The organism is Ornithinimicrobium jinqii (genome assembly GCF_045032595.1).
In the GTDB taxonomy this organism is placed as follows: domain Bacteria; phylum Actinomycetota; class Actinomycetes; order Actinomycetales; family Dermatophilaceae; genus Ornithinicoccus.
Window position 1 is genome coordinate 140,196 of sequence record NZ_JBJFZS010000018.1, and the last position, 25,428, is coordinate 165,623.

Genomic DNA, 25,428 nt, shown 5'->3' on the forward strand with positions numbered 1-25,428 from the left:
GTCGGCGGTTCAGGCGCGGACCTGCTCCACGGGTTGGGAGGAGTCGGCCGGCAGGTCCAGCCGCGAGGCGTCCCGGCCCTTCATCACCAGCTGCGCGCCGAGGGCGGCGACCATCGCCCCGTTGTCCGTGCAGAGGCCTGGGCGCGGCACCCGGAGCCGGATCCCTGCGTCGTCGCACCGCTCCTGGGCCAGCGCGCGCAACCTGCTGTTGGCAGCCACGCCGCCCCCCAGCAGGAGGTCGTCCACGCCGTGCTCGCGGCAGGCGCGCACGGCCTTGCGCGTGAGCACGTCGACGACGGCCTCCTGGAAGGAGGCGGCGACGTCGGCGACCGGGACCGGTTCACCGCTGGCCTCGCGGGCCTGCACCCACCGGGCGACCGCGGTCTTCAGACCGGAGAAGGAGTAGTCGAAGCGGTACCTCTGCAGGTCGCGTCCTGTCGTCAGACCGCGGGGGAAGTCGATCGCCACCCGGTTGCCCTCCCGGGACACCCGGTCGATGTGCGGACCGCCCGGGAAGGGCAGCCCGAGGAGGCGGGCCACCTTGTCGAAGGCCTCGCCCGCGGCATCGTCGATCGTGGCCCCCAGCGAGGTGATGTCGCACGTGACGTCGGGCACGAGGAGCAGGTTGGAGTGCCCCCCGCTGACGAGCAGGCTCATGGTCGGCTCCGGCAGCGGCCCGTGCTCCACGACGTCGACGGCCACGTGGGCGGCCAGGTGGTTGACGCCGTAGAGCGGACGCCCGAGCCCGACCGCCAGCGCCTTGGCCGCGGCGACCCCGACGACGAGGGCGCCGGCGAGGCCGGGGCCGGCCGTGACGGCGACCGCGTCCACGTCCTGCAGGCGCACGCCCGCGTCCCGGCAGGCGCGTTCGATCGTGGGCACCATCGCCTCGAGGTGGGCGCGGCTGGCGACCTCCGGCACGACCCCGCCGAAGCGCGCGTGCTCGTCCACGCTGCTGGCGATGGCGTCGGCGAGCAGGGTCCGACCCCGCACGATGCCGACCCCCGTCTCGTCGCAGCTGGTCTCGATGCCGAGCACCACCGGTTCGTTCACGGCCGAACCAGCTCCTTGCGCATGACGAGGGCGTCGACCGCGGCCGCGCCGCCGGGACCGAGCCGGTAGTAGCCGGGGCGCGTGTGCACCACGGCGTAGCCGCGACGGCTGTAGAGCTGCCGGGCCGGCTCGTTGTCCGCGCGGACCTCGAGCATCATCGCCCCCGCTCCTGCCCGGGCTCCCTCCTCGTGCAGGACCTCCAGGAGCTGCCCGCCGAGCCCAGCCCCGCGCCGCGCCGGGTCGACGGCGATCGTCATGACGTCGGCGACCTCCCCGGCCAGGTCCAGCCCGGCGTAACCCACGAGCCTCGACCCGTCCGTCTCGTCGACCGCCACCCAGTAGGTCCGCCGTGGCCGCTGGGCGAGCTCGGACCAGAACGTGGCGTCGGTCCAGGCGTCCGCCGGGAAGCACCGCGCCTCCAGCTCGGCCATCGCGGCCAGGTCCCGCCAGCCGGCCTCGCGCACCCTCATCGGGCGGCGGCGGTGGTCGGGACGCCGGCGACGGCGTCGGGGCGGCGCAGGTAGAGCGGCTCGGGGTCGAGCAGACCGAGGCCGCCACCGACGGCTGCGTCCGGGTGCTCGCCGCTGAGCAGTGCCTGCGCCAGCCCGGCCAGCACGGCCGGGTCGACGTCCCGCGGGGCGTCGGGAAGGCGGTGCGGAAGGGAGTCGGCATACAGCTCCGCGCCCCGGCCGACGACCGGCAGGGAGCGGACCTCCTCGCGCAGGTCCGCCGCCCGCGCGACGCCGGGTCCGTCCAGCCGGTGCGCTCCGTGCGGACCGACGTCGTAGACCGCCCAGTACACCTCCTTGCGCCGCGCGTCGCTGGCCACCAGGACGGGGCCGGTATGCCGTCCCACGAGGGCATGGGCGAGCGCGTCGAGCGAGCAGACACCCCGTGGAGGCGGAAGTCCCAGGCTGTGGGCCAGGACGAGCGCCGTGACCACCCCGACGCGCAGCCCCGTGAACGGTCCGGGGCCGACGCCGCAGACCACGCGGGTCAGGGTCTCCCTGCTCACGCCGGCGTGAGTCAGTGCCTGCTCGATCGCCGGCGCCAGCAGCTCCGCGTGCCGACGAGGGTCCTCGTGGACGACCGACGACAGCACCCGGGTGCCGTCGTGCAGCGCAGCGCCGATGGCGGACGTGGAGGTGTCGATCGCGAGGAGCACCTGCCCAGGCTAGCTCTCGAGCCCCCACCCCACCGCGCTGAGCCGGGCGACGTCGGCGGCGGCCAGGACCCCTCGGCGCTCCAGGTGACGCACGAGCGCCTGCACGACGTGGGGGTCGTACTCGTGCGGGGTCGAACGCTGGATGCGTTCGAGGGCGACGACCGGGCTCTGTCCCCCGTGGAGCCGGTCGCCGACGGCCGTGAGGTCGTCGTAGGCGGACACCACCCGCACGACCCGGGAAGGCAGCGCGACGTCACCCCGATCCAGAGCCCGGTGGTGGAGGGCGCCCACGTCGGCGACGACCGAGGCCAGCCGGGACAGGTCGGCGGTCCGCGCCAGGATGGCCGCCCCGGTGGCCGCGATCCGACGCTGGTCGAGCGCGGAGACCTCGACGGTCGCGCCCCGCGGGATGGGCCGGGTCAGCCCGACCTGGCCGATGTCGTGGAGCAGGGCGGCGGCCTCCACGTCCGCCAGGTCGGCCTCCTGCACGCCCACCTCCCGGGCGACCGGCACTGCCAGCCGGGCCACGCGCGTGCCGTGCCCCGGGGCCGTGAGACCCGCCTGGTCGGTGAGCCGGGACAGCGCGTAGAGCATCTCGCGCTGGGCGGCCCTGATCCTCCGCTGCCTCGTGACCGCGGGCTGCAGCACGCCCATGGGCACGAGGAAGAGGAGCAGCGCGACCGGGCCGAGCACCGGCAGGGAGATCGCGGTCACCGCCGCCGTGGACGCGGTGGCCAGCGCCAGGGGACCGTGCCGGCCGAGCTCGGCCCCGAGGTGTGCCACGAGGGAGCTGCGCTCGCTCCCCGCCATGAGCAGCGCCCGCCCCAGGACGGGGACGATCACGGCGGACACGGCCACCAGCAGGATGAGGATCGCGACGACTCCCGGCTGCCCACTCGGGTCGGCCAGACGCGAGAACAGGCTGGTGCCGTCCAGCCACGGCGCACGCGCCAGGAGCCCGGCGGTGACCACGGTCGCCACCGTGCGCCCGATGTCCCTCGCCAGACCGGACCACGCTCCCCGCAGCGCAGGCACCGCCACCGTCGGGAGCAGCGACAGCAGCAGCGGCCCGAGGAGGCCGACGAGCGAGTCCAAGGGTCGCCCCTGGACCGGCCAGGCGGTCGCCATGGCGAGGGCCGTGGCAGTGGCCTGCGCGAGCGGTGCGTCCCGGACGAGCCCGGCACCGCTGACGCGCCAGGTCTCCCCGAGGAGCATGGCCAGCAGGGCGACGAGGGCGATGACGGGGGTCAGCGTCACGGGCGTCCCACGACCTCGGGCTGCCAGTCGGCGAAGGCGTCACTGACGCTGGGGTGGTCGTGGTCGCGCACGGCCGGGGACGGGCCGTGCGCGCCGGTGGCCGCGGCGGCGCCGGCAGCCGTCGGCTCCGTCAGGACCCCACCGGGTCGACGGGTGAGAGCGGCCGCGAGCGCCTCCACCACCACCGGGTCCAGGTGGGTGCCGACCCGCGCCCGCAGCGCGGCCACGACCGACTCCTCGTCCCTGTCCCGGCCGCGGTTGCCCTGCCCCCGACGGACCATGAGCGCGTCGTAGGCGTCCGCGACGGCGATGATCCTCGCGGCCAGGGGGATGTCCTCCCCGGAGAGCCCTGCGGGATAGCCGCGCCCGTCGTAGCGTTCGTGGTGGTGCGCGATGGCCGGCAGCGCACCGGTGAGGAAGTCCAGGTCCCGCAGCACCGCGACGCCCGCCTCCGGATGGCTGCTGATGGCGGAGAGGTAGGCGATCTCCTGGGCGGCAGGGTCGGCCGGCAGCTCGGACCGCACGGCGACCAGACCGATGTCGTGGAGGAGCGCGGCATACCGGAGGTCCTCCGCGTCCTGACCCCCGATCCCCAGTGCGGGCGCGAGCTGGTCGGCCAGCGCCGCCACGCGTGCGCTGTGACCCACGGAGTGCGGGTCGGCCTGCTCCAGGGCGGCGACGAAGGTGGTCACCGTCTCCTGGTGCTCACGACGGGCCAGCGCCTCCCGACCGATGGACCAGTGCGCGACGACGAGAGGGACGAGGACGAAGACGGCGCTGAGGGCACCCAGACCGGCCGGGCCCCAGAGCACCGCGAAGAGGAAGGCGATGACCACGTGGCTGAGGTATCCCCACCCGACGCTCCGCCACACCTGGTCGAGCAGCTCCAGCACCCGGGTGCCCCGCACGAGGGCTGACATCACCGCGATGGCGACCGCGTTGACGACGGTCATCACGGCGTACGCGACGAGAAGCGGCAGGCCGACCCTCAGGACCAGCTCGGCCGGACCGGGGGTGATGTGGGCGATCCGGACCCCACCCGTGGCCAGGTAGGCGAGCGCGCCCGCGGCGCCGACCGCTGCCGACATGGCCGCGTTGAAGGCCCGCGTCCTCAACCGCTGCTGCCGCACGTCACAGGCGTAGGAGGAGAAGCCGACGATCACGGCACCGACAGACCCTGCGAGCGGGAGCGCGGTGGCGAGCACGACCGTGGCCACGGACACACCGATGTGCGGGCCCAGGTTGCGCTCTCGCAGGATCACCCCGAGAACCCCGAGGACCGTGAGCGGCACGACCACCGTGACGTCGACGGGCTGGGACCCGTCCAGGACCCATCCCCACCAGCCGAGCAGCACCGCGGTCGCGGCGAGCAGGGCCACGAAGGGCCAGACACGCACAGACGCGGGGTCGGCGCCAGTGCGCCTCCCCCGCGTCCGTGGGTCCTGGGTCGTCAGTCCTCCCAGGAGATGATGTCGATGACGCCGGCGAGGGAGTCGAGGACCCCGCTGGTGAGCAGGTCGGTCAGGATCTGAAGCACGTCGTGCTCCTTTCGGAATGCCAGGAAGGCAGTCGGTGGCGGCCACGGGATAAGGCGCTGTTATCACTCTGACACAGGGGTCGACCCCGATCGAGCCGGCGACGGCCTGCCGGGCATTTCTTGAACAAGTCTTTACCTACAGTGTGACGTAGGTCACAGCAAGGTGGGGCCCTGACCGTCCGGTGTGCGAGAATCGTGACCCCACGTCCCCGCCGCCAGGAGGATCCGACCCTGCTCGGATCGTGACCCGAGGCGGCCGACGACCTACGACCCCCGGAGGCAGCCATGAGCAAGCGTGCACGCAAGCGTCGCGACCGCAAGAAGAAGGGCGCGAACCACGGGCGCAAGCCCAACGCCTGAGGTCACCCCTCACGACAGGGCCGGGTGGGTCAGGCCTCGTCGCGTCCCCGCACGACGTCGATCGTGGTGATGCGCGTCATGATCTGCGTGCGCAGCGTGGGGGGCGCCTCCTGACAGGCACAGGCTCGCCGCACCAGCGCCTTGACGAGCAGGTCCCGCTCGTACTCCGCCAGGCACGAGCCGCACTCGTCGAGGTGCGCCTGGATCCGCGTCTGGTCGAGGGGCCCGGTCTCGTTGTCGAGGAACTCGAAGAGCCGCAGGACGACGTCCGCGCAGTCGGCCTGACGTCCTTGGTCCGTGTGGTGGTTCATCGCGTGACCTCCTCCGCGGGCGAGATGACCCCGCGCCCGACCGCGTAGTCGGTGAGCATCTCGCGCAGCTGCTTGCGGCCCCGGTGCAACCGGGACATCACGGTGCCGATGGGGGTCTCCATGATCTCGGCGATCTCCTTGTAGGAGAACCCCTCGACGTCGGCGAGGTAGACCGCCAGCCGGAAGTCCTCGCCGATGGAGGCCAGGGCACGCGTCACGTCGCTGTCCGGGAGGTGGTCCAACGCCTCCATCTCCGCCGAGCGCAAGCCCTTGGAGGTGTGGGACGCCGCCCGCGCCAGCTGGTAGTCCTCGACGTCGGCGGCGTCCGACTCCAGCGGCTGGCGCTGCTTCTTGCGGTAGGTGTTGATGTAGGTGTTGGTGAGGATGCGGTACATCCAGGCCTTGAGGTTGGTCCCCGGCTTGTACTGGTGGAAGGCCGCGAACGCCTTGGCGTAGGTCTCCTGCACCAGGTCCTCGGCGTCCGTGGGGTTGCGCGCCGTGCGGAGCGCGGCGCTGTACATCTGGTTGAGCAGGGGCATCGCCTCCCGCTCGAACCTGGCGGCGCGCTCGTGGGGAGTTTCGGTCGACACGTCGGCCGAGGCGTCGGCCTCGGCCAGGGCGGCGGCCTCGAGGTCCTCGATCGTGGGCTGGTCGGTATCCATCGACGACCAGCCTAGCCCGGGAACGTCGACCAGAGCGCTCGCTCCGGTCCGCTCCCCGTGGGTGAGCGAGGTGATCAGCACGCGTGGCCTCCTGTGCGGGGTGCGGGGACCTGCGGGAAACGCCCTCCCCCCATGGGGCATTCCCCCGGACCCGGGTCAGGGCGATGTCGGGCGACGTGGGCACCTTTGCCGCTCTCCTGCGGCGACCGGACCCAGGCGAGGGTGCCGTCCCACCGCCCCGGGGCCGGGGGTGCGAAACTGGTCCGGTGACCCCCGCGCACCGACCCCTCCAGCTGCGGCCCCTCACCCAGCCGGTGAAGCTGCAGAACGTCCTCTACGAGATCCGTGGGCCGGTCGCCGCCCGGGCCGCCCAGCTCGAGGCCGAGGGGCACCGCATCCTCAAGCTCAACATCGGCAACCCGGCGCCCTTCGGTTTCGAGGCCCCGGACACGATCCTGCAAGACATGATCGCCGCCCTTCCCACCGCCCAGGGCTACTCGGAGTCCAAGGGGATCCTGTCCGCGCGCCGGGCCGTCGTCGCGCGGTACGAGGACGTCCCGGAGTTCCCCCCTCTCGACGTCGACCACGTCTACCTCGGCAACGGCGTCTCCGAGCTCATCATGATGACCCTGCAGGCGCTGCTCGACGAGGGGGACGAGGTCCTCATCCCCTCCCCCGACTACCCGCTCTGGACGGCGGCCACCAGCCTGGCCGGCGGCACGCCGGTGCACTACCTGTGCGACGAGCAGGACGGCTGGAACCCCTCGGTCGAGGACATCCGCGCCAAGGTGACGCCCCGCACCAAGGCGATCGTCGTCATCAACCCCAACAACCCCACGGGCGCGGTCTACTCGCGCGAGGTGCTCGAGCAGGTCGCCGAGGTCGCGCGGGAGCACTCGCTGCTGATCATGGCCGACGAGATCTACGACCGGATCCTCTACGACGACGCGCAGCACGTCTCGATCGCGGCGCTGGCCCCCGACCTGCTCTGCCTGACGTTCAACGGGCTGTCCAAGACCTACCGGGTCGCCGGCTACCGCGCAGGCTGGGTCGCCATCACCGGACCGACCTCCCACGCGAGCGGCTTCCTGCAGGGGATCGAGCTGCTGGCCTCGACCCGGCTGTGCCCCAACGTCCCCGCCCAGCACGCGATCCAGGTGGCCGTCTCGGGCCACCAGAGCATCGAGGAGCTCATCCGACCCGGGGGCCGGCTCGCCGAGCAGCGCGACCTTGCCTGGTCGATGCTCAACGCGATGGAGGGGGTCTCCTGCGTCAAGCCCGAGGGCGCCCTCTACGTCTTTCCCCGCCTGGACCCCGAGGTCCACGAGATCCACGACGACGAGCGGCTCGTGCTCGACCTGCTCGAGCGCGAGAAGATCCTCGTGGTCCACGGCACGGGCTTCAACTGGCCGACCCCGGACCACCTGCGCATCGTCACCCTTCCCTGGGCCACGGACCTGCGGGCCGCGCTGGAGCGGATGGGCAACTTCCTGGCGAGCTACACCCAGTGAGGTCGGGTCGCTGATGTGCGGCAGGTATGCGGCGACGGCCTCCCCCGACGAGCTCGTCGAGGCCTACGAGGTCGCCCTGGACGCCACCGCAGAGCCTTCCCGCAGCGTGCTGAAGAACCCGCAGGAACCGCCACCGGGCACGCCCGACCACAACGTCGCCCCCAGCAAGCAGGCACCCGTCGTCCTCACCCGCGCCCCCCGTGGCGCCGGTGCGGACGCCGCAGCCGTGCGTCAGCTCCGTCTGCTCACGTGGGGCCTGGTGCCATCGTGGGCCAAGGACCCCTCGGTCGGCGCCCGGATGACCAACGCCCGCTCCGAGTCGGTCCTCGACAAGCCCGCGTTCGCGCGGGCAGCGGCCCGGCGCCGCGCCCTGGTGCCGGTCACCGGCTGGTACGAGTGGCAGGCCAGCCCCGTCGCCCGCGACGCCCGCGGCCGGCCGCGCAAGCAGCCCTTCTTCGTCACCCGGGCCGACCAGGTGCCGCTGGCGCTCGCCGGGCTCTACGAGTTCTGGAAGGCCCCCGACGCCCCGGCCGAGGACCCGTCGTCCTGGATCGTGTCCTACACGATCGTCACCACCGCCGCCGAGCCCGGGCTGCACCGCATCCACGACCGGCAGCCGGTCGCGCTGGAGCCGGCGCAGTGGGAGGACTGGCTCGACCCCGGCCTCACCTCCCCCGACGACGTGCGCTCCTTGCTCGACGCCTCCCACGTCCCCGGGCGCTTCCAGGCCTGGCCGGTGAGCACCGCCGTCAACTCCTCCCGCACCAACGGCCCCCGGCTGCTCGAACCCCTCGCGCGCGAGCAGCTCGAGGGGGCGGTGGACCCCACCACGGGCGAGGTGGTCGGGGTATGACGTCGCACCCGCCCGCGGTCCCCCGCATCGACGTGGCGACCGGGGAGGGCCCGGCGCAGGTCCGCGCGCACGTCCCGGACCCCACCGTCGGCAGGTCCGGGACGCTGCTGCTCGGCCACGGGGCCGGGGGCCAGCGCGACGCCGCCGACGTCCTGGCCCTGACCGACGTGGGTGACCTGGGCTGGACCGTGGTCCTCGTCGACCAGCCGTGGCGGGTGGCAGGACGCAACGTCGCGACGCGACCGGCGAGCCTGGACCGCGCCTGGACCGACGTCCTGACGACCCTCGCGAGCCCGGACTGGCAGGACGCGCACGGCCTACCCCTGCCCGGGCCGTGGGTCGTCGGCGGCCGCAGCGCCGGTGCCCGGGTGGCCTGCCGCACCAGCGTCGTCGACGGGCATCCCCGGTCCGGGGTCGGCGGCGTGCTCTGCCTGGCCTTCCCCCTGCACCCGCCGGGCCGACCCGACCGGAGCCGTGCTGACGAGCTCGCCCTCCCCGTGGGCGCGGGGCTGCCCACCCTTGTCGTGCAGGGCAGCACCGACCCCTTCGGCTCCCCCGACGAGGTGTCCGCCGCGGTGCGCGGGGACCTCCTGACGCTGTGCGCGGTGCCCGCAGCCCACTCGCCCAGCCGCGACCTCAGGGCCGTCCGCGCCCACGTGACCGAGTTCCTCGCCACCCTCGCCCCCGCCGTCCGGGAGGACCACCCATGACCGAGGACCCGACCTGGGCGGCACCGTGCCCGCACGGTGCCGTCGACGCCGTCGTGCCCGTGCCCGGCAGCAAGTCGCTGACCAACCGGTGGCTGGTGCTGGCGGCGCTGGCCGACGGGCCCTCGACCCTGCGTCGTCCGCTGCGCTCGCGCGACACCGAGGCGATGGTCGGCGCGCTCACCCGCCTGGGAACGGAGGTCGACACGTCCTCGGACGAGGTCTGGACCGTGCGCCCCGCGCCCCGGCTGAGGGGCGACGTCGACGTCGACTGCGGCCAGGCCGGCACGGTGATGCGCTTCGTCCCGCCGGTGGCCGCCCTCGCCGACGGCCCGGTGCGCTTCGACGGTCACCCCTCGGCGCGCAGCCGCCCCGTGGGGCCGGTCCTGAAGGCGCTGCGCGACCTCGGGGTCGGGGTGGAGGACAGCGGGCGCGGCACCCTCCCCTACACGGTGCGGGGCAGGGGCGGGGTCCGCGGGGGCGCCGTCGAGGTCGACGCCTCGGCGAGCTCGCAGTTCGTCACCGCGCTGCTGCTCGCGGGCGCCAGGTTCGACGACGGGCTCACGCTGGTCCACACCGGCTCGGCGCTGCCCAGCGGGACGCACCTGGAGATGACGGTGCAGGTGCTGCGCAGCGTGGGGGTCGACGTGACCCGGCCGGCCGGCGGCACCTGGCGCGTCGAGCCGGGGCCCGTCCACGCCTTCGACGTCGCGGTCGAGCCCGACCTGTCCTCCGCCGCCCCCTTCCTCGCCCTGGCCGCGGTGACCGGCGGCACGATCACGGTGCCCGGGTGGCCCGCGCGCACGACGCAGCCGGGCGACCAGATGCGCGGGGTGCTGACGGCGATGGGCGCGACCTCCTCGCTCGGTGAGGACGGACTGACGGTGCGGGGCCGGGTCGGCGGCGCGCTGCACGGGGCCGACCTCGACCTGTCCCAGATCGGCGAGCTCACCCCGGTGGTGGCCTCGCTGGCGGTGCTGGCCTCCTCCCCGAGCAGGCTGCGCGGCGTGGCCCACCTGCGCGGGCACGAGACGGACCGGCTCGCCGCGCTCGTCACCGAGATCACCCGGCTGGGCGGCCTGGCCCGGGAGACCGACGACGGGCTGGTCGTCGAACCGGCGCCCCTCCACGGCGCCCGCCTGCGGACCTACCACGACCACCGGATGGCGATGTTCGCCGCCGTCGTCGGCGCTGCGGTCCGCGGCGTCGAGGTGGAGGACGTCGCCACGGCCGACAAGACCTTCCCCGGTTTCGACCGGGTGTGGGAGCGTGCCGTCGGCGTCGGCAGGACGGTCGCGCCGTGAGCGGGCGCTACGACCACCTCGACGAGTCGTCCGTGCGGGAGCGCCCGTCGCGCAGGGGCTCGCGGCCCCGCACCAAGGACCGGCCGGCGCACGAGGACGCCGTGGTCGGCACCGTCACCGGCGTCGACCGGGGTCGGTTCACCACCCGGCTGGACGGCACCACCGTGATCGCCATGCGGGCGCGCGAGCTGGGCCGGACCCGCATCGTGGTCGGCGACCGCGTGGCGATGGTGGGCGACACCTCCGCCGAGCCCGACGCGCTGGCGCGGATCGTGCGCGTGCTGGAGCGGGACACCGTGCTGCGCCGCAGCGCCGACGACACCGACACCGTCGAGCGGGTCATCGTGGCCAACGCGGACCAGCTCGTCATCGTCACCGCCCTGGCCGACCCCGAGCCGCGGGCCCGGATGGTCGACCGCTGCCTGGTCGCCGCCTACGACGCCGGCCTGGACCCGCTGCTCCTGCTGACCAAGGCCGACCTCGCCGACCCGGCCACCTTCCTGCAGAACTACACCGCCCTGGACGTCCCGCACGTCGTCAGCCGCAGCGGACCGGACGGCGGCCTCGACAGCGCCGGCGTCGAGGAGGTCCGCGCGCACCTGGTCGGACGCACCAGCGTGCTGGTCGGCCACTCCGGGGTCGGCAAGTCCACGCTCGTCAACGCCCTGGTCCCGGACGCCGCCCGGGCGACCGGGGTGGTCAACGCCGTGACCGGTCGCGGACGGCATACCTCCAGCTCGGCGGTCGGGCTGGAGCTGCCCGAGGGGGGCTGGGTCGTCGACACTCCCGGCGTGCGGTCCTTCGGTCTGGGGCACGTGGACCCCTCGACGTTCATCCAGCACTTCGACGACCTGTCCCCCGGCGCCGACGGGTGCCCGCGCGGGTGCGGCCACGACGAGCCGGAGTGCGCCCTGGACGCCTGGGTCGCCGATGGCCACGCCGGGCCGTCCGGCCGCGCCCGCCTGGAGTCCCTGCGACGCCTGCTGCGCAGCCGGACCGGTGAGGAGCGCGACCCGGACTGAACGGGGGTATGGGGTGGGCGCCCGGCGGCACCGGCGGGGGGCACGGGCCGGGCGACGACCAGCGGCTACGGTGAGCCGGTGCCCAGATATGACGACGACCTCCGCCTCGCGCACGTCCTCGTGGACGCCGTCGAGCGCACCGCGCTGGAGCTCTTCGGCTCCGCCGACCTCGAGATCGTGGTCAGCGACGACGGAAGCCTGACCACCGGCACCGCCACCCGCCTGGAAGAGCTCCTGCGGCACCAGCTCCAGCGGACCCGACCACGCGACCGGGTGGAGGGGCGGATGATCGAGCCGACCGGCCAGGGCGAGCGCCGGTGGGTCCTGGACGCCCTGGACGGGACGGCCAACTACGTGCGTGGCGTGCCGGTCTGGGCGACGCTCATCTCGCTGGTCGTCGAGGACGAGCCGGTCCTGGGGCTGATCGCGGCACCGTCGCTGGGCCGACGATGGTGGGCCGAGGTCGGCTCCGGCGCCTGGACCGGGCGCAGCCTCTCGCGGGCCTCCGCGGTGCGGGTGAGCGACACGCGGGTCCTCGAGCACGCGTCGGTCTCGGTCGACGAGGTCGCGTCGTGGTTGTTCGGCGGGCTCGGCCCCGGCTTCGCCCAGCTGACCGACCGTGTCTGGCGCACGCGGGCCTTCGGGGACTTCTGGTCCAACGCGCTCGTGGCCGAGGGCGCGACCGACGTCGCCCTCGCGGCCCGGATGGACGGCTTCCAGATCGCCCCCACGAGCGTGATCGTGCGCGAGGCCGGTGGCCGGCTGAGCGACCCGTGGGGCGCCGACGTCACGGGGCCGGAGGCCGGTCGCGGCACGCCGGTGCTGGTCACCAACACGCACCTGCACGACGAGGTGCTCGCGGCACTGGCCCCCTCCGACGGGCCGGCGGGCTGACGGCCCCGGCACCGCTGACGACGACGAGGGGCCGCACCGCACCCGCGCCCTCACTCCACGACCGTGACCGGTCCCACCCCCAGGTCGGCCAGCCCCTGCGCGTGCGCGGGGTCACCGACGAGCACCACCGTCCAGCCCGGTCCGCTGCGCACCTCGTCCCAGGCCGCAGCGACCCGTGACGCGTCCAGAACCCCGAGCTGCTCCAGGGTCCGGGTGACGGTGTCCAGCGGGAGCCCGTCGGAGACCAGGGAGACGAGCTCGTCCGCGACAGCGTCCGCCGTGTCGTAACGGCCCGGCGCGGTCATCGCCACGAAGTCGGCCGCCTCCCGGACCTCGCGGTCGGTGAGCGCGGAGCCCGGGGTCTGCAGGATCCCCAGGAGCTCGGCGAGCGCGGGCGTGGTCGCGTCGGCGCGGACCGACCCACCGACCACGGTCAGTCCCCCCACGGACCGCGGCCGAAAACCCGCCCGCACGCCGTAGGTGTACCCACGCTCCTCGCGCAGCACCCGGTCGATCCGCGCGTGCGGCGACCCCCCGAGGAGCATCGCCAGCGCCTGGTAGGTGCCCCACCCGTGCGGGGTCCGGCGGTCAGGACCCGGTCGTCCGAGGTGGAGCTCGGTCTGGGCCAGTCCGGGTCTGGCGACCAGCACCACCCGACAGGCGTCGGCGGCCCGCCGCGCGGGGCCGGGCGGCCCGGACCGCCGGCCGGCACCCTGCCACGCGCCGAGCGTGGTGGCCACCGCCGAGACCGGGGACGCCGTGGTGGACAGGTCGCCCACGAGGATCACCGTCCCGCCGTCGGCCGAGAGCTGGTCGTGCCGCTCGCGCAACCGGTCGGGGGTGGTCGACGCGACGGTCTCGCGGGTGCCGCCGAGCGGGAGGTGGGCGCGGTCGCGCTCGTCGAAGTAGGTCCTGATGAACTCCAGCGAGGCCCGGGCACCGGGGTCGGCCTCGTCGTGCGCGATGTCCACCAGCCGGTTCCGCAGGAGCCGAGCCACCTCCACCGTCGGGAACACCGGGCTGGACAGGCACTCGGTCAGCAGGTCCAGGGCAGGCCCCAGTCCCCGGGCCGTGACCTCCAGGCTCAGGTGGACCCCGCGCTCGCCCGCGCCTGCACCCCACGCGATGCCGTTGCGCTCGGTGAGCTCGACCAGCTCCTCGTTGGTGTGCTGCGCCGTCCCCTCGTCGAGCGCCTGCGCCATGAGCAGTGTGGCACCCTCCGTGCCCGGGGACTCCTGGGAGACCGGGAGCGGCAGCACCACCCGCAGGGAGAGCACGTGCTGCCCGGGCAGGTCCACGAGGAGCAGGCGCAGACCGTTGGGCAGCTGGTGCTCGGTGGGCACCGGGAAGGACCAGGCGGGCGCGGGGCGGACGCCGGGGCGAGCGGTCACGCGGACGTGCATACGGCGTCCTCCTCCAGGACCAGGGCGGCCTGCCCGGCACCGTCGAGCGCACGGGGGGCGGCGACCGCGCCTGCGGGGCGCAGATAGCGGACGGTGGCGGCCGCGGTCGGACTGAGCCAGCGCGCGGCTGCTGCGCGCACCCGCTCGGCCGTGACCGCGACGACCTCGTCGACGTAGCGGTTGACCTGGTGCGGGTCGCCGAAGAGGGTCGCCGCCCGGCTGAGGAGCTCGGCCCGCTGGTCGAAGCTGGCCAGCGCCTCCAGCCACGAGCGCTCCGTGTCTGCCCGTGACGCCTCGAGCTCGACGTCCGAGGGACCCGCGCGCGCCAGCTCGACCAGCTCCTCGTGCACCGCGGCCTCCACGACACCGGGATCGACACCCTCCGAGACGTCGAGGACCAGGAGCCCGAGCGAGGTGCCGTCGACCAGACCCAGCGCGGAGGCGTGGCAGCCGCTGACCGACTCCTCCCCCCTCAGGAGTCGTCGCTGCAACCGGGAGACGTCCAGGGAGGCCAGCGCGTCGAGCGCCATCGCGCACGGCAGGAACTCCGGGTCCGTGACGCCGGGCAGCCGGAAGGCGAGGTAGAGCCGCTGCGAGGGCACGTCCTCCACCAGGTCGAGGCTCACGGGGGCCGGGGCGGGTCCGAGGGCGCCGGTGGCCGGCGGTCGGGGGACCGTGGTGTCCTCCAGGTGACCGAGGTAGCGCTCGGCCAGCTCGACGGCGCGCTCCGGGGCGACGTCGCCGACGAGGGTGAGCACGCTGGTGCCCGGACCGTAGTGGGCACGGTAGAACGCGTGGACGTCGGCGACGTCCGCCGCAGCCAGGTCCTCCATCTCGCCGATCGTGGTGTGCCGGTAGGGGTGCCCCTCGGGGAAGACCAGCCGGCAGGCGTGGGCGAGGGCCTGGCCGTAGGGCATCGTGTCGTAGCGCTGGCGCTTCTCCTCCACCACCACGTCCCGCTGGTTGTCCAGGTTGGCCTGGGTGACGGCCGGGAGCAGGTGGCCGTGCCGGTCCGCCTCGAGCCACAGGGCCAGCTCGAGCGCACCCGTCGGGACGGACTCGACATACGTGGTGCGGTCGAAGGACGTCGTGGCGTTGGCCCGACCACCCTGGGCCATGAGCAGGGACATGTGCTCGCCCTCGGCGACCAGCTCGGAGCCCTGGAACATGAGGTGCTCGAACAGGTGCGCCAGGCCGGTGCGGCCCGGCTGCTCGTGCCTGGAGCCCACGTCCACCCAGAGGTTGACCGAGACGGAGGGCACCGCGTGGTCCTGGCTGACGACGACGCGCAGCCCGTTGGCCAGGGTCGTCGTGGTGATCGGGTAGTCCAGCGGCATAGGAGAGTCACTGTAACGACCGCGGTCGGGGCGGACAGCACGAGAGGCCCGGACCTGACGGTCCGGGCCTCTCGTGTCGCTGACGCGATCTTTCGTAGCGGGGGCAGGATTTGAACCTGCGACCTCCGGGTTATGAGCCCGGCGAGCTACCGAGCTGCTCCACCCCGCGCCGTTGCGAAGCCCAACTGTAACTCCCGCGCCGGACGGCCACCAAATCCGCTGGTCAGGGCGCCGTCGTCTGGCTGGCGTCGTCCGGGCCGGGGACCGAGACGGAGCCTCCCCCGGGGCTGGCCTCCACGGCCCGCGCGATCGCCTGCTGCAGCCGGTCCTGAGCAGCGCCGTAGGCGTCCCAGTCCCCCGCGGCCAGGGCGGTCTGGCCGTCCTCGTAGGCCTGCTGGATGTCGGCGACGGCCTGGGCCAGCGCCGCCTCCGGGTCGCTCGCGTCGTCGGGGGGCGGTGCTGCGCCGTCGGTGGGACCGTCGTCGCCGGCGTCACCCGCGGTCGCGCCGGAGTCGCCCCCGAAGAGCTCGTCCAGCGCCCCGTCCAGGGTGTCCGACCACGCGAGGTCGTTGCCGAAGGCGACCACGACGAGCCGCTGGAGGGGGTAGGAGGAGCTGCCCTCCGACTGGACGTAGACGGGTTCGACGTAGAGCAGGCCACCGCCCACAGGCAGGGTCAGGAGGTTGCCGATCTTCACCTCGGAGCCCTGCGACCTGTTGAGGTTGAGGAACTGAGACAGCGTCTGGGCGAACGCCTCGGAGCTGGCGTTGGAGGAGTTGATGTCGTTCTGGAACTGGCCAGGACCGCGCACCGTGGAGTCGCGCGGCAGCACCAGCAGCCGCATCTGGCCGTAGTCCTCCCGTCGCTCTCCGGCCTGGTCGCCGGGATCGGCGTCGACGGCGAAGTAGCCGGTGAGGTTCTGCCGTTCGCTGCCGGTCGGGATGTAGGTCGTGGTGAGGCTGAAGGTCGGGCTCTCCTGCCCGGGCATCGCCACGGACAGGTAGTAGGGAGGCATGTCGGGCTTGTTCTCCCCGTCGACCGACGGGTCCTCGGAGACCACCCAGAAGTCCTGCCCGGTGAAGAAGGAGCCGGCGTCCTCGACGTGGTAGCGGGAGAGCACCTGGCGCTGCACCTTGAACAGGTCCTCCGGGTAGCGCAGGTGGCTCATCAGCTCACCGTCGATCTCGGACATCGGTTCGACCGAGGTGTCGAAGATCTGGGTCCAGGCCTTGAGCAGCGGGTCCTCCTCGTCCCAGGCGTAGAGCGTGACCGAGCCGTCGAACGCGTCGACGGTGGCCTTGACCGAGTTGCGGATGTAGTTGACCTGCCCCTGCCCGATCCCCTCGACGTTGCCGGCCCGCTGCAGCGTGTCGGCGGTGGCCTCCCCCAGCTCCTCCATCTGGCTGTAGGGGTAGCGGTCGCTGACCGTGTAGCCGTCGACGATCCACAGCACGCGCCCGTCCACCACGGCGGGGTAGGGGTTGCCGTCCAGCCGCAGCCACGGCGCCACGCGCTCGACCCGGTCCCGGGGCATGCGGTGGTCCAGGATCCGGGACTCGTCGGTGACCGAGTCGGAGAGCATGATCTCGATCTGGCGGTACTTGATCGCGTAGGCCGCGCGCCGCACCACGTCCCCGAGCGCCACGCCCCCGCCGCCCGAGTAGGTGTTGCGGACCTCCCCGGTGTCGTTGCCGCTGGCCGGGTAGTCCAGCTCGCGGGGCGCCTGTCCCGCGGGCGCACCCACGATCGAGTACTCGGGGGACCCCTCGCCGAAGTAGATGCGCGGCTCGTAGTCGCCGAGCTGGCCGATCGGCGGGATGTTCCGCTCGAGGAAGACCGGCTCGCCCTCCGACGAGCGCCGGTTGCCGTACGCAGCCACGACGCCGAACCCGTGGGTGTAGACGGTGTGGTCGTTGACCCAGTTGCGCTGCGCGGCCGAGACGCCGTCGAGGTTGAGCTCGCGCACGGCCACCACCGTGTCGACCATCTCGCCGTCGACCTCGTAGCGGTCGACGTCGAGGGCGTCGCCGAACTGGTAGTAGTTGCGCACACCCTGGAGCTGGCGGAAGGTGGGCGAGACGACCATGGGGTCGACGATGCGGATGCCGGGGACCGTCGCGGCGTCGCTGCGCAGCTGGCCCTGTTCCGCCTCCGTCTCGGCGTTGTAGTCGATCTTCTCGGTGCCCTCCAGCCCGTAGGCCTGCAGGGTGCTGTCGATCGCCCGGCCGATGTAGGGCGCCTCGAGCTGCGCCTCCGAAGGGACGACGCGCAGCTGCTGGACGAGCGCGGGGTAGGCGCCGCCCAGCAGGAGCGCCACCACGAGGAGGCCGGCGAGGCTGATGAGCGGCAGCCGCCAGGTCCGGGTCCAGATGGTCGAGACGAAGAAGGCCGCCGCGAGCACCGCCGCGACCGCAAGGATCCCGCGGGTCGGCAGCAGGGCGTTGACGTCGGTGTACGTCATACCGGTGATCCGGGTGTGCTGCGTCATGGAGAGCGTGTAGCGCTCGATCCAGTAGCCGAGGGCGCGGACGAGCAGGATCAGGGCCAGCAGGACAGCCAGGTGCACCCGCGCCGGGCCCGTCGTCCGCGAGGAGCCGGGGCCGCCCTGCAGCTGCAGCCCGCCGTAGATGTAGTGCGTCAGCAGGGCGCCGATGAGCGTCAGGCCCAGGGCGAGCGTGGCGTAGGAGACCACCGTCTGCCAGAACGGGAGGCTGAAGACGAAGAAGCCGACGTCGAGCCCGAAGTGCGGGTCGTCGATGCCGAACGACTGCCGGTTGGCGAACAGGAGCACGGTCTGCCACTGCGAGGCCGCGGCCGTGCCGGTGAACGCGCCGAAGACCAGTGGCACCGCGATGAAGACCAGGCGCCGCATCGGGTCGAGGGCGGCGCGGTAGCGGTCCAGGGCCGCCTGCTCCGGCGTGCTGGGGGCGTAGACCGGCCGGTGCCGCCACGCCAGGAAGAGCCCGGACCAGACGATCGCCGCGGTCACGCCACCGACGCCGAGGAAGAGCGCGAGCTGAGTCAGCAGCCGGGTCGTGAGCACCTCGCGGTAGCCCACGGAGTCGTACCACAGGAACTCGGTCCACAGGGTCGCCACGTAGCCGACGACGGACAGCAGGGCGACGAGCACGAGGGCGGTGGGGATGAGGCGGCTGCCCCGGGTGCGCGGGCCCCGCGGTGCGCCGGGTCGACGTCCACCCCGCGGACCTCGTCCTCCCGGACCACCTCCGCCCGGCCCACCCGGGCCGGGGCCGTTGCCAGCGGGACCTCCGGCACCGGGGCCCGAGGGCCCGGGGACGGATCCGCCACCCGGCTGCGGTCGCTGGGGCTGGTCGGGGTCGGGGGTACTACCCTGCTCGCTCACCACCTCAGCCTAACCGCGCACCGGGCCTGCGACCGACACCGGTCGGAGGCCCTGGACCCGAGATGGGAACATGCTTCTGTGCCCACCGACCAGCCTTCCGTCGTCCTGCCCACACCGCTGCTCACTGCGGCCGTCGACACCGAGCGCCACGTGGCGCGCCTGGGCTGGGACCAGCCGCCGCGCCTGTTCGCCCTCGTCCGGACCGCAGTGCTGCGCGAGCGCGAGCCCAGCCTGGCCGACCAGCTCGCCGAGGCCGACGAGGAGGGCTTCACCGCCGTCGAGCAGGAGGGCCTGCCACCGACCTCGGACCTGCAGTCCCTGCTGGGCCGCGTCGCGTGGCCGGACGACGTCGTGGGGGCGGCCCTGTCCATCGAACGGATCGTCGTTCCGCCGGAGGCCGAGCGCGACCTTCCCGAGGACCCCCGCGCGGCCACCGAGCAGCTGGCCGCGCACCCCGGCCGCAAGGACGTGCGGCTCCTGGCCGCGTGCCTGCGAGACGGTCAGCAGGTCTGCCTGCTGCGCCAGCGGGACCACGACAGCGACGACGCGGTCGCCGTCGGCCAGGACATCGCCCCTGGGCTGACCCACGCGCTGGCGGCGACCCTGCAGGAGTGAGGCGACGTCGGGCCCGACCACGGTCAGCCGCCGGTGGTGTCCGCATCGTCGGCGTCCTCGAGCGTCGCGGCGCAGGTCGGCAGCGCCAGGTCGTCCACGTCGTCCGCGGAGGCGACCTGCTCGACATACCCACGCGCCTCCTCGAAGGTGCTGACCGGCACCACCGTGAGCCCCCGGGGCTCGTGGCCGACGACGTCCCTGCAGTTGTCGGCCGGGGCCAGGAACACCTCCGACCCGGCGCGCGCGGAGGCGAACATCTTCTGCTGGATGCCGCCGATGGGGCCGACCGTGCCGTTGCCCGAGATCGTGCCGGTGCCGGCGAAGGACTCCCCGCCGGTCATCGAGCCCTCGGTGATGGTGTCGTAGATCGCCAGGGCGAACATCATCCCGGCGCTGGGGCCGCCGACGTTGCCCGCGTCGATCGTGACGTCGTAGGGCATGTCGTAGCGGGGCGCGAGGTAGACACCCACGATGGTGCGGCCGGTCTCCTCGTCCGCCTTCGTCGGGACGTCGATCTCGACCTCCTCGCCGTCACGCACCAGGGTCATGGTCGCGCTCTGCCCCGGATCCACCTCCTGCAGGCGGGCCCGGACGGTCTCCGCGTCGTGCATCGACTCCCCCTCGACGGCGAGGATCTGGTCGTCGACGTGGAGGACGCCGTCGGCGGGGGCGTCCGCGATCACCTGGGCGACCACGATGTCCTCCGGCACCTCGATGCCCGCCGCGCGCAGCGCCACGACCGCGGCGTCCTGCTGCGAGTGCTGCATGAGCTCGGTGTTCTGCTCCCGGATCTGGTCGGCGGTGACGTCGTCGGGGAACACGTCCTCCCGCGGCACCACGGTCGTGGACGGGTCCAACCAGCGGGCGACGACGTAGTCCCAGGCGCTCACGTCGTCACCGGGACCCCCGGCCAGGCGGATGGTGGTGAAGTAGAGAGCACCGTCGGTCGGGTAGGTGGGCAGGTCGGGGTCCATGCGCACGACGTCCTCGTCGTCGATGGTGCCGAGGGTGTCGTAGACCGGGCCGGGGCTGTAGACGACCTGGTCGACCTTCACCCAGTTGAGGCCGGCCGCGCCGAGCACCACCGCGACCGCGAAGGCCAGGGCGGCCCCGGACCGCCACCCGATCCCCGTGTGCGGCGGCCGGGTCCCGTCCTTGGCGTAGCCCTCGTGGTAGCCCTGCCCCGTCACAGCCCCACCCAGGTGTGGTCGCCGTCGGCGAACTCCTGCCGCTTCCAGATCGGCACCTGCGCCTTGAGCTCCTCGACGAGCCGGCGACCACCCTCGAAGGCCTCGGCCCGGTGCTCCGCGGACACGGCGCAGACGACGGCGAGGTCCCCGACCGCGAGCGGACCGACGCGGTGCACGGCATACACCCCGTGGACCTGGGGGATGGTGGCGACCGAGGCAGCGACCCGGGTCAGCTCGGCCAGGGCGCCCGGGTGGGACGTGTAGTCGAGGGCGCTCACGCCCTCACGGCCCTCGTCGTGCTCGCGCACGGTGCCCACGAACAGGGCGACGGCACCGGCCCGAGGGTGGGACACGGCCGCGAGCGCCTCGTCGACGGACAGCGCGACCCCTCGGATGTCGGTCACGATGGGTGGGGACTGCTCGGTCACCGCGTCATCATGCCTCATCGTGCCTGAGATCCGGCTGGGGATGATCAGTCGCGCGAACGACGGCGTCGCATCAGCGCGGCGGTCGCCACGACCGCGACCGCTGCGCTGGCGGCCCCGGCTGCCGCGGCGCCGACCGCGTCCCGCGAGCGCAGGCGCCGGGCCATCACCGCGTGGTGACCGCGCACACCCTCGAGGAGCACCGAGAGGCAGGCCGCGTTGTCGTAGGCGGGGAACCACCCGTGGGCCGCGAGCACAGCCGGGTCGGTGGCCCACGGGTGGACGACGTAGGCGAGGTCGGTGGCCGGCACCGGCACGACGCCGAGCCGGTGCAGGCGCCCGGCCGCGGAGAAGGCGGCCGTCTCGGAGAGCTCGACGTGGCGCATCCCGGAGATCTCCTCCACCTCCGACTGCGTCAGGGCACCCCAGGAGGACACCGTGACCTCGGCCGGGAGGTCCTCGTGGGCGACGACTCGCAGGGCCGAGGCGAGGTCGTCGACGTGGCAGAAGGTCCAGGCGGGCGTGGTGCCGCGCACCGTGAGCAGGCGTGGCGCCTCGAAGTGGCGCGTGATCATGGTGTCGACGCCGGGGCCCACCATGGCCGAGGGGCGGACCACGGTGACGCGCAGTCCGGGGTGGAGCCGGGCGACCACCTCGAGCTCGCGCTCGACGGCCACGAGGTCGGCGACCATCCCCTCCGCGTCGTCGGCCCGCAGGGGGCTGTCCTCCGGCAGAGGCACGGGGTTGTCGGCCCGGGCACCGAACGCCATCGCGCTGCTCACCACGACGAGGTGCCCGACCCCGGCCGCGGCGGCGGCGGTCGTCAGCGTGCGGACCTGGGCGAGCTGACGCGCCCTGCGCGCCGACGACTGCTCGCCGAGGGCCTGCGACAGGTCGGGCTCCCAGGCGAGGTGCACGAGGACGTCCACGTCGTCGAGCGCACCGACGACCGTCGGCGAGCCGATGTCACCGGGGCGCCAGTCCACGTCGCCCAGGGCCCCTGCCCGGTCGTCCAGCCCTACCACCCGGTCGCCGGAGACGCCCAGCTGTGCCGCGAGCGCCTCGCCGAACGGCGAGGCCGCCCGCGTCAGCGCGATCCGCAGCGGACCGACGTGGCGCCGGCGCGGCGCAACGCCGGTCCGGGCTGTCGTGGAACTCACCGGGGCCTCCTGGTGTTGTCACGAGGGACGCCGGGACCCCCGTCGTCCGTCCGAGTGAGACGCCATACTCTCAGGAACGGCAGGCTGGCGACAGCACCCCTGCAGGAAGGATCACCCACGTGTCCGAGCACCCACCGCAGCAGCGACCCGACGACGAGCCCGACCCGCTGGAGGCCCTGCTCGGCGGGCCGGTGCCCCCGCAGATGCGCGAGGCGCTGGAGTCGATGGGGCTGGGCAGCCTCGACCCCGCCCAGGTCCAGCAGATGCGAGCCCAGCTGGAGATGCTCATGGGAGGCGAGGCGACCGACACGGGCCCGGTCAACTCCCAGCTCGCCCACGACGTCGCCCGGCAGGTGGTCGCCCAGGGCGAGGGCGACGCGTCGATCGGGCCGGCCACCCGGCGGGACGTCGAGCAGGTCGTCCAGGTCGCCTCGCTCTGGCTGGACCAGGTCACCGACCTCCCGCGTCCGGACGGTCCTGCGCTCGCGCTGAGCCGGGCCGAGTGGGTGGAGCACACCCTGCCTGTCTGGGAGCGGCTCACGGCCCCCGTCGCGGAGGGTCTGCAGGAAGCGCTCAGCGCCGCCATGAAGCAGCAGCTGTCGCAGTTCGGCGAGGAGGGCGCACCGGAGATCCCCGGGCTGCCGCCGGGGCTGAACCCCGCTGCGCTCATGGGCCAGATGGAGCCGATGGTGCGTCGGATGAGTGCCGGGATGTTCGGCGGGCAGGTCGGGCAGGCCGTCGGGACGCTGGCCGGCGAGACGCTCTCGGGGGCCGAGGTCGGCCTGCCGCTCATGGGCGACGAGTCGGTGGCCCTGCTGCCGGCCAACATCGCCGCCTTCGCCGAGGGGCTCGAGATCGAGGGCGGTGAGGTGCACCTCTACCTGGCCGTCCGCGAGGCGGCCCGCGTGCGCCTCTTCGCGGCCGTGCCGTGGCTCGGTCCTCAGCTGCTCACCGCGGTGGAGGACTACGCCCGGGACATCACGATCAACACCGAGGGTATCGAGGAGGCGGTCCGCACCGTCGACCCGCAGGACGCGGAGGCGATGCAGGCAGCCCTCACCGACAGTCTCTTCGCCCCCGACCCCAGCCCGGCGCAGCGCGCGGCGCTGGCGCGCCTGGAGACCTTCCTCGCCCTCGTCGAGGGCTGGGTCGACGTCGTGACCGCCCGGGCGGTCGACCCCCACCTCCCGCACGCGGAGGCCCTCGCCGAGGCGGTGCGCCGTCGTCGCGCGACCGGCGGCCCGGCCGAGAAGACCTTCGCCTCGCTCGTCGGCCTCGAGCTGCGCCCGCGCCGCCTGCGCGACGCCGCCAACCTGTGGGGGGCGCTGGAGGCCGCCTCCGGGCCCGAGGGCCGCGACGAGGCCTGGGGGCACCCGGACCTGGCCCCCACCGGGGCGGACCTGGACGACCCCCTGGGGTATGTCGAGCGCCGCACCGAGGGGGGCGCGACGGTCACCGACGACGACATCGAGGAGCTGCTCCGCTCGGCGGAGGCGTCGACCGACGACGTCCCCGACGCAGGGCCCGATGACGGCTCGACCGGCGGACCGTCCGGTCGCGGGCACCCGCCGACGGACTGACCTGCGCCTGTGGACGACGCCCGTCGGGGTTCGTCCCGCGGTGCCAGTCTGTCGGGGTGAACCCCGACGACCCCGTCCCGACCGCCCGCCCCCGCGGACCGATGGCGGCTCCGGCGGGCGGGCGACGCGGCGCCGGGCTGCTGCGGCCGGACGGCCGCTGGCAGGTGGGTGTGGGACCCGGGGCCCTCGTGCTCGGTGAGCCGTCGCCCGGCCTGGCGCCGGCCCAGCCCCAGCCCGCGCAGCGGGGTGGGGCCGAGCCCTTCCCGCCCGCCCTGGTGCGGCTCGCGGCGGGGCTGGCAGGCCCGACCGCGGGCGGCGACGCCCATCCCGGCGGGGCCCGGTGTCCGGTGCGGGGTCACGGGCCGCTCGCCCGGCGGCTGGCCCACGTCCTGGGCGACGTCGCGCCCGACCACGACGGTGCGGCACCCAGCCTCAGCGTGCTCGTGCACCAGCACGTGGTGCCACCGGAGGTCGGGATCCAGGCCGCCCGTTCCCGGCGCCGCACCCTGCCGGTCGTGGTCCAGCGCCGACGGGTGGTGGTCGGGCCGGTGACCGGCGCCGGCCCCGACCCCTGCCTCCACTGCCTCGACCTGCACCGGCGCGACCGCGACGACGCGTGGCCGGACCTGGCGATCGAGCTGGGTCACCCGGTGGTCCAGGTGGACCCGGTGCCGATGAGCAGCACCCTGGCCCTGGCCGTCGAGGGGCTGGTGCTGCTGCTCGTCGGGTCGCTCCTCGAGGGACGACCCGTCTCGTCCGGGCTCGCGCACGAGCTGGGCCCGCAGGCCCCCCACGTCGTGTCCCGGCGATGGACCGTCCACCCGGCGTGCCCCTGGCACGCCGGGTGAGCGTCCGGCAGGACCATGTCAGGCCGCGACGTCGCTCTTGCGCGGCCGTCCTCGGGGGCGCTTCCGGGGGACGACGACCCCCTGGAGCACGAGCTCGCCGCCCCAGACGCCCCACGGTTCCGCCCGCTCGAGAGCACCGTTGAGGCAGGACGCGCGCAGCGGGCAGGGCATGCACAGCGCCTTGGCCTCCTCCACCTCGTGCGGAAGCTCTGCGAACCACAGGTCCGCCGGGCCGGTGCGGCACGGCAGCTCCTGCCACTCCTCGTCCGGATGTGGGAGCAGCCCGAGCAGCGCCGCGAGGGCGCCGGCCGCCCCGCCGCGCCCGGTGGACGGTGCGCCCCCGGACCGGGCCGTCTGGTCGTGGGACGGCGGATGCTCTGCGGTCCTGGCGTGCGGGAGCACGTCGTGTCCTTCCTGGTCGTCTCGAAAGCGCTGTCGTGGTCGGGTGGTCGTCATGGCGGTCAGCTCCTGGGCGGTGGTGCGGATCCGCGGAGCGCTACGGGTGCCGCGCTGCTGACACGTCCGGGACGGTGGTCCCGGGGTCGGACAGCAGAACGGCCGCGGATCCTCGGACGAGGACTCGCGGCCGGAAGACGCAGCAGGCGGTGCCTAGCTGGTCCGGACCAGGGTCACGTCCAGGGTGGGGTCGGTGGTCGGCGCGGTGACGCCTGCGGTTCCGGGCACGAAGCCGCGTCGCCGCAGGGCTGCGCCCGAGACGGTGCGAGCGGGGCGCGGACGCAGAGCAGGCATGACGAAGGCGGGCTGTGCTGCGGCGCGGACGCCGTTGCGGCGCACACCGGTGACGATCGTCGTCTCCATGCTTCCCACCCTCCTCTCGTGCGTGCTCGACCCCGACGGCCGCGAGGGGCC

At 74.0% G+C, this 25,428-nt stretch carries 25 protein-coding genes and 1 tRNA gene; 10 read left to right on the forward strand and 16 right to left on the reverse strand.

The window, feature by feature from the left end; all coding sequences use genetic code 11:
• Positions 1-9: 9 nt before the first annotated feature.
• From tsaD to ACI3ET_RS08385, 5 genes are read right to left on the reverse strand one after another with little or no spacing between them, the layout of a single operon-like run.
• Positions 10-1,053 carry a tRNA (adenosine(37)-N6)-threonylcarbamoyltransferase complex transferase subunit TsaD gene (gene tsaD / locus ACI3ET_RS08365; protein WP_405032555.1) on the reverse strand — a complete coding sequence of 348 codons (1,044 nt, stop codon included), beginning with the start codon at positions 1,051-1,053 and terminating at the stop codon, positions 10-12.
• Entirely contained in the window at positions 1,050-1,523 is a 474-nt protein-coding gene (gene rimI / locus ACI3ET_RS08370) for a ribosomal protein S18-alanine N-acetyltransferase (protein WP_405032556.1), read from the reverse strand. The genes tsaD and rimI overlap by 4 nt, the downstream gene beginning before the upstream one ends.
• On the reverse strand, positions 1,520-2,218 hold the full coding sequence (gene tsaB, locus ACI3ET_RS08375; protein WP_405032557.1) for a tRNA (adenosine(37)-N6)-threonylcarbamoyltransferase complex dimerization subunit type 1 TsaB: 699 nt from the start codon (positions 2,216-2,218) through the stop codon (positions 1,520-1,522). Before tsaB ends, rimI begins: the two co-directional genes overlap by 4 nt.
• A gap of 9 nt (positions 2,219-2,227) precedes the next feature.
• Positions 2,228-3,475 carry an HD-GYP domain-containing protein gene (locus ACI3ET_RS08380; RefSeq protein WP_405032558.1) on the reverse strand — a complete coding sequence of 416 codons (1,248 nt, stop codon included), beginning with the start codon at positions 3,473-3,475 and terminating at the stop codon, positions 2,228-2,230.
• Positions 3,472-4,872 (reverse strand): HD-GYP domain-containing protein, encoded by a 1,401-nt coding sequence (locus ACI3ET_RS08385; protein WP_405032559.1) that lies wholly within the window; start codon positions 4,870-4,872, stop codon positions 3,472-3,474. Before ACI3ET_RS08385 ends, ACI3ET_RS08380 begins: the two co-directional genes overlap by 4 nt.
• Before the next feature lie 425 nt (positions 4,873-5,297).
• On the opposite strand from ACI3ET_RS08385, the gene ACI3ET_RS08390 reads away from it, so the two are divergent.
• A complete protein-coding gene (locus ACI3ET_RS08390) occupies positions 5,298-5,372 on the forward strand; it encodes a 50S ribosomal protein bL37 (RefSeq protein WP_369299113.1) in 75 nt (24 codons plus the stop codon).
• A 29-nt stretch (positions 5,373-5,401) separates the two neighbouring features.
• Here ACI3ET_RS08390 and rsrA read toward each other — a convergent pair whose 3' ends face one another.
• Positions 5,402-5,683, reverse strand: coding sequence for a mycothiol system anti-sigma-R factor (gene rsrA, locus ACI3ET_RS08395; RefSeq protein ID WP_405032560.1), 282 nt, complete (start codon positions 5,681-5,683; stop codon positions 5,402-5,404).
• A complete protein-coding gene (locus ACI3ET_RS08400; protein ID WP_405032561.1) occupies positions 5,680-6,345 on the reverse strand; it encodes a sigma-70 family RNA polymerase sigma factor in 666 nt (221 codons plus the stop codon). Before ACI3ET_RS08400 ends, rsrA begins: the two co-directional genes overlap by 4 nt.
• Before the next feature lie 266 nt (positions 6,346-6,611).
• On the opposite strand from ACI3ET_RS08400, the gene ACI3ET_RS08405 reads away from it, so the two are divergent.
• The 6 genes from ACI3ET_RS08405 (at position 6,612) to ACI3ET_RS08430 (ending at position 12,636) form a co-directional block, all read left to right on the forward strand.
• Positions 6,612-7,856: a pyridoxal phosphate-dependent aminotransferase gene (locus tag ACI3ET_RS08405; protein ID WP_405032563.1), complete on the forward strand. Its 1,245-nt coding sequence runs from the start codon at positions 6,612-6,614 to the stop codon at positions 7,854-7,856.
• A 13-nt stretch (positions 7,857-7,869) separates the two neighbouring features.
• Positions 7,870-8,709, forward strand: a complete 840-nt coding sequence (locus ACI3ET_RS08410; RefSeq protein WP_405032564.1) for an SOS response-associated peptidase — start codon at positions 7,870-7,872, stop codon at positions 8,707-8,709.
• Positions 8,706-9,419, forward strand: coding sequence for an alpha/beta hydrolase family protein (locus ACI3ET_RS08415; RefSeq protein ID WP_405032565.1), 714 nt, complete (start codon positions 8,706-8,708; stop codon positions 9,417-9,419). Before ACI3ET_RS08410 ends, ACI3ET_RS08415 begins: the two co-directional genes overlap by 4 nt.
• On the forward strand, positions 9,416-10,720 hold the full coding sequence (gene aroA, locus ACI3ET_RS08420) for a 3-phosphoshikimate 1-carboxyvinyltransferase (RefSeq protein WP_405032566.1): 1,305 nt from the start codon (positions 9,416-9,418) through the stop codon (positions 10,718-10,720). Before ACI3ET_RS08415 ends, aroA begins: the two co-directional genes overlap by 4 nt.
• Entirely contained in the window at positions 10,717-11,742 is a 1,026-nt protein-coding gene (rsgA, locus tag ACI3ET_RS08425; RefSeq protein ID WP_405032567.1) for a ribosome small subunit-dependent GTPase A, read from the forward strand. The genes aroA and rsgA overlap by 4 nt, the downstream gene beginning before the upstream one ends.
• A 78-nt stretch (positions 11,743-11,820) precedes the next feature.
• Positions 11,821-12,636 carry an inositol monophosphatase family protein gene (locus tag ACI3ET_RS08430; RefSeq protein ID WP_405032569.1) on the forward strand — a complete coding sequence of 272 codons (816 nt, stop codon included), beginning with the start codon at positions 11,821-11,823 and terminating at the stop codon, positions 12,634-12,636.
• Positions 12,637-12,686: 50 nt separating this feature from the next.
• Here the strand turns inward: ACI3ET_RS08430 and ACI3ET_RS08435 are convergent, their stop codons facing one another.
• The 4 genes from ACI3ET_RS08435 to ACI3ET_RS08450 form a co-directional block, all read right to left on the reverse strand.
• On the reverse strand, positions 12,687-14,027 hold the full coding sequence (locus ACI3ET_RS08435; RefSeq protein WP_405032570.1) for a M16 family metallopeptidase: 1,341 nt from the start codon (positions 14,025-14,027) through the stop codon (positions 12,687-12,689).
• Positions 14,024-15,376, reverse strand: a complete 1,353-nt coding sequence (locus ACI3ET_RS08440) for a M16 family metallopeptidase (protein ID WP_405032571.1) — start codon at positions 15,374-15,376, stop codon at positions 14,024-14,026. Before ACI3ET_RS08440 ends, ACI3ET_RS08435 begins: the two co-directional genes overlap by 4 nt.
• Positions 15,377-15,471: 95 nt before the next feature.
• Positions 15,472-15,545 (reverse strand) — tRNA-Met (locus ACI3ET_RS08445).
• Between the two features lie 54 nt (positions 15,546-15,599).
• Entirely contained in the window at positions 15,600-18,740 is a 3,141-nt protein-coding gene (locus ACI3ET_RS08450) for a UPF0182 family membrane protein (RefSeq protein ID WP_405032572.1), read from the reverse strand.
• A gap of 78 nt (positions 18,741-18,818) precedes the next feature.
• On the opposite strand from ACI3ET_RS08450, the gene ACI3ET_RS08455 reads away from it, so the two are divergent.
• Positions 18,819-19,355, forward strand: a complete 537-nt coding sequence (locus ACI3ET_RS08455; protein ID WP_405032573.1) for a PPA1309 family protein — start codon at positions 18,819-18,821, stop codon at positions 19,353-19,355.
• A 23-nt stretch (positions 19,356-19,378) separates the two neighbouring features.
• Here ACI3ET_RS08455 and ACI3ET_RS08460 read toward each other — a convergent pair whose 3' ends face one another.
• Genes ACI3ET_RS08460 through ACI3ET_RS08470 form a run of 3 tightly spaced genes read right to left on the reverse strand, consistent with a single transcriptional unit; the run spans position 19,379 to position 22,130 of the window.
• On the reverse strand, positions 19,379-20,545 hold the full coding sequence (locus tag ACI3ET_RS08460) for a YlbL family protein (protein ID WP_405032574.1): 1,167 nt from the start codon (positions 20,543-20,545) through the stop codon (positions 19,379-19,381).
• The gene (locus ACI3ET_RS08465) at positions 20,542-20,973 is read right to left on the reverse strand and encodes a molybdenum cofactor biosynthesis protein MoaE (RefSeq protein WP_405032576.1); all 432 of its coding nucleotides are present in this window, start codon (positions 20,971-20,973) and stop codon (positions 20,542-20,544) included. The genes ACI3ET_RS08460 and ACI3ET_RS08465 overlap by 4 nt, the downstream gene beginning before the upstream one ends.
• A gap of 44 nt (positions 20,974-21,017) precedes the next feature.
• Entirely contained in the window at positions 21,018-22,130 is a 1,113-nt protein-coding gene (locus tag ACI3ET_RS08470; RefSeq protein WP_405032577.1) for an NAD-dependent epimerase/dehydratase family protein, read from the reverse strand.
• A gap of 119 nt (positions 22,131-22,249) precedes the next feature.
• Here ACI3ET_RS08470 and ACI3ET_RS08475 point away from each other — a divergent pair, with 119 nt between their 5' ends.
• Positions 22,250-23,710: a zinc-dependent metalloprotease gene (locus tag ACI3ET_RS08475; RefSeq protein WP_405032578.1), complete on the forward strand. Its 1,461-nt coding sequence runs from the start codon at positions 22,250-22,252 to the stop codon at positions 23,708-23,710.
• 56 nt (positions 23,711-23,766) lie between these two features.
• Positions 23,767-24,558: a hypothetical protein gene (locus ACI3ET_RS08480; protein WP_405032579.1), complete on the forward strand. Its 792-nt coding sequence runs from the start codon at positions 23,767-23,769 to the stop codon at positions 24,556-24,558.
• A gap of 18 nt (positions 24,559-24,576) precedes the next feature.
• Here the strand turns inward: ACI3ET_RS08480 and ACI3ET_RS08485 are convergent, their stop codons facing one another.
• Together ACI3ET_RS08485 and ACI3ET_RS08490 are read right to left on the reverse strand one after the other, a co-directional pair.
• Complete coding sequence (locus tag ACI3ET_RS08485; RefSeq protein ID WP_405032580.1) at positions 24,577-24,960, reverse strand: WhiB family transcriptional regulator; 384 nt, start codon at positions 24,958-24,960, stop codon at positions 24,577-24,579.
• Between the two features lie 207 nt (positions 24,961-25,167).
• The gene (locus tag ACI3ET_RS08490) at positions 25,168-25,377 is read right to left on the reverse strand and encodes a hypothetical protein (protein WP_405032581.1); all 210 of its coding nucleotides are present in this window, start codon (positions 25,375-25,377) and stop codon (positions 25,168-25,170) included.
• Between the last annotated feature and the right edge of the window lie 51 nt (positions 25,378-25,428).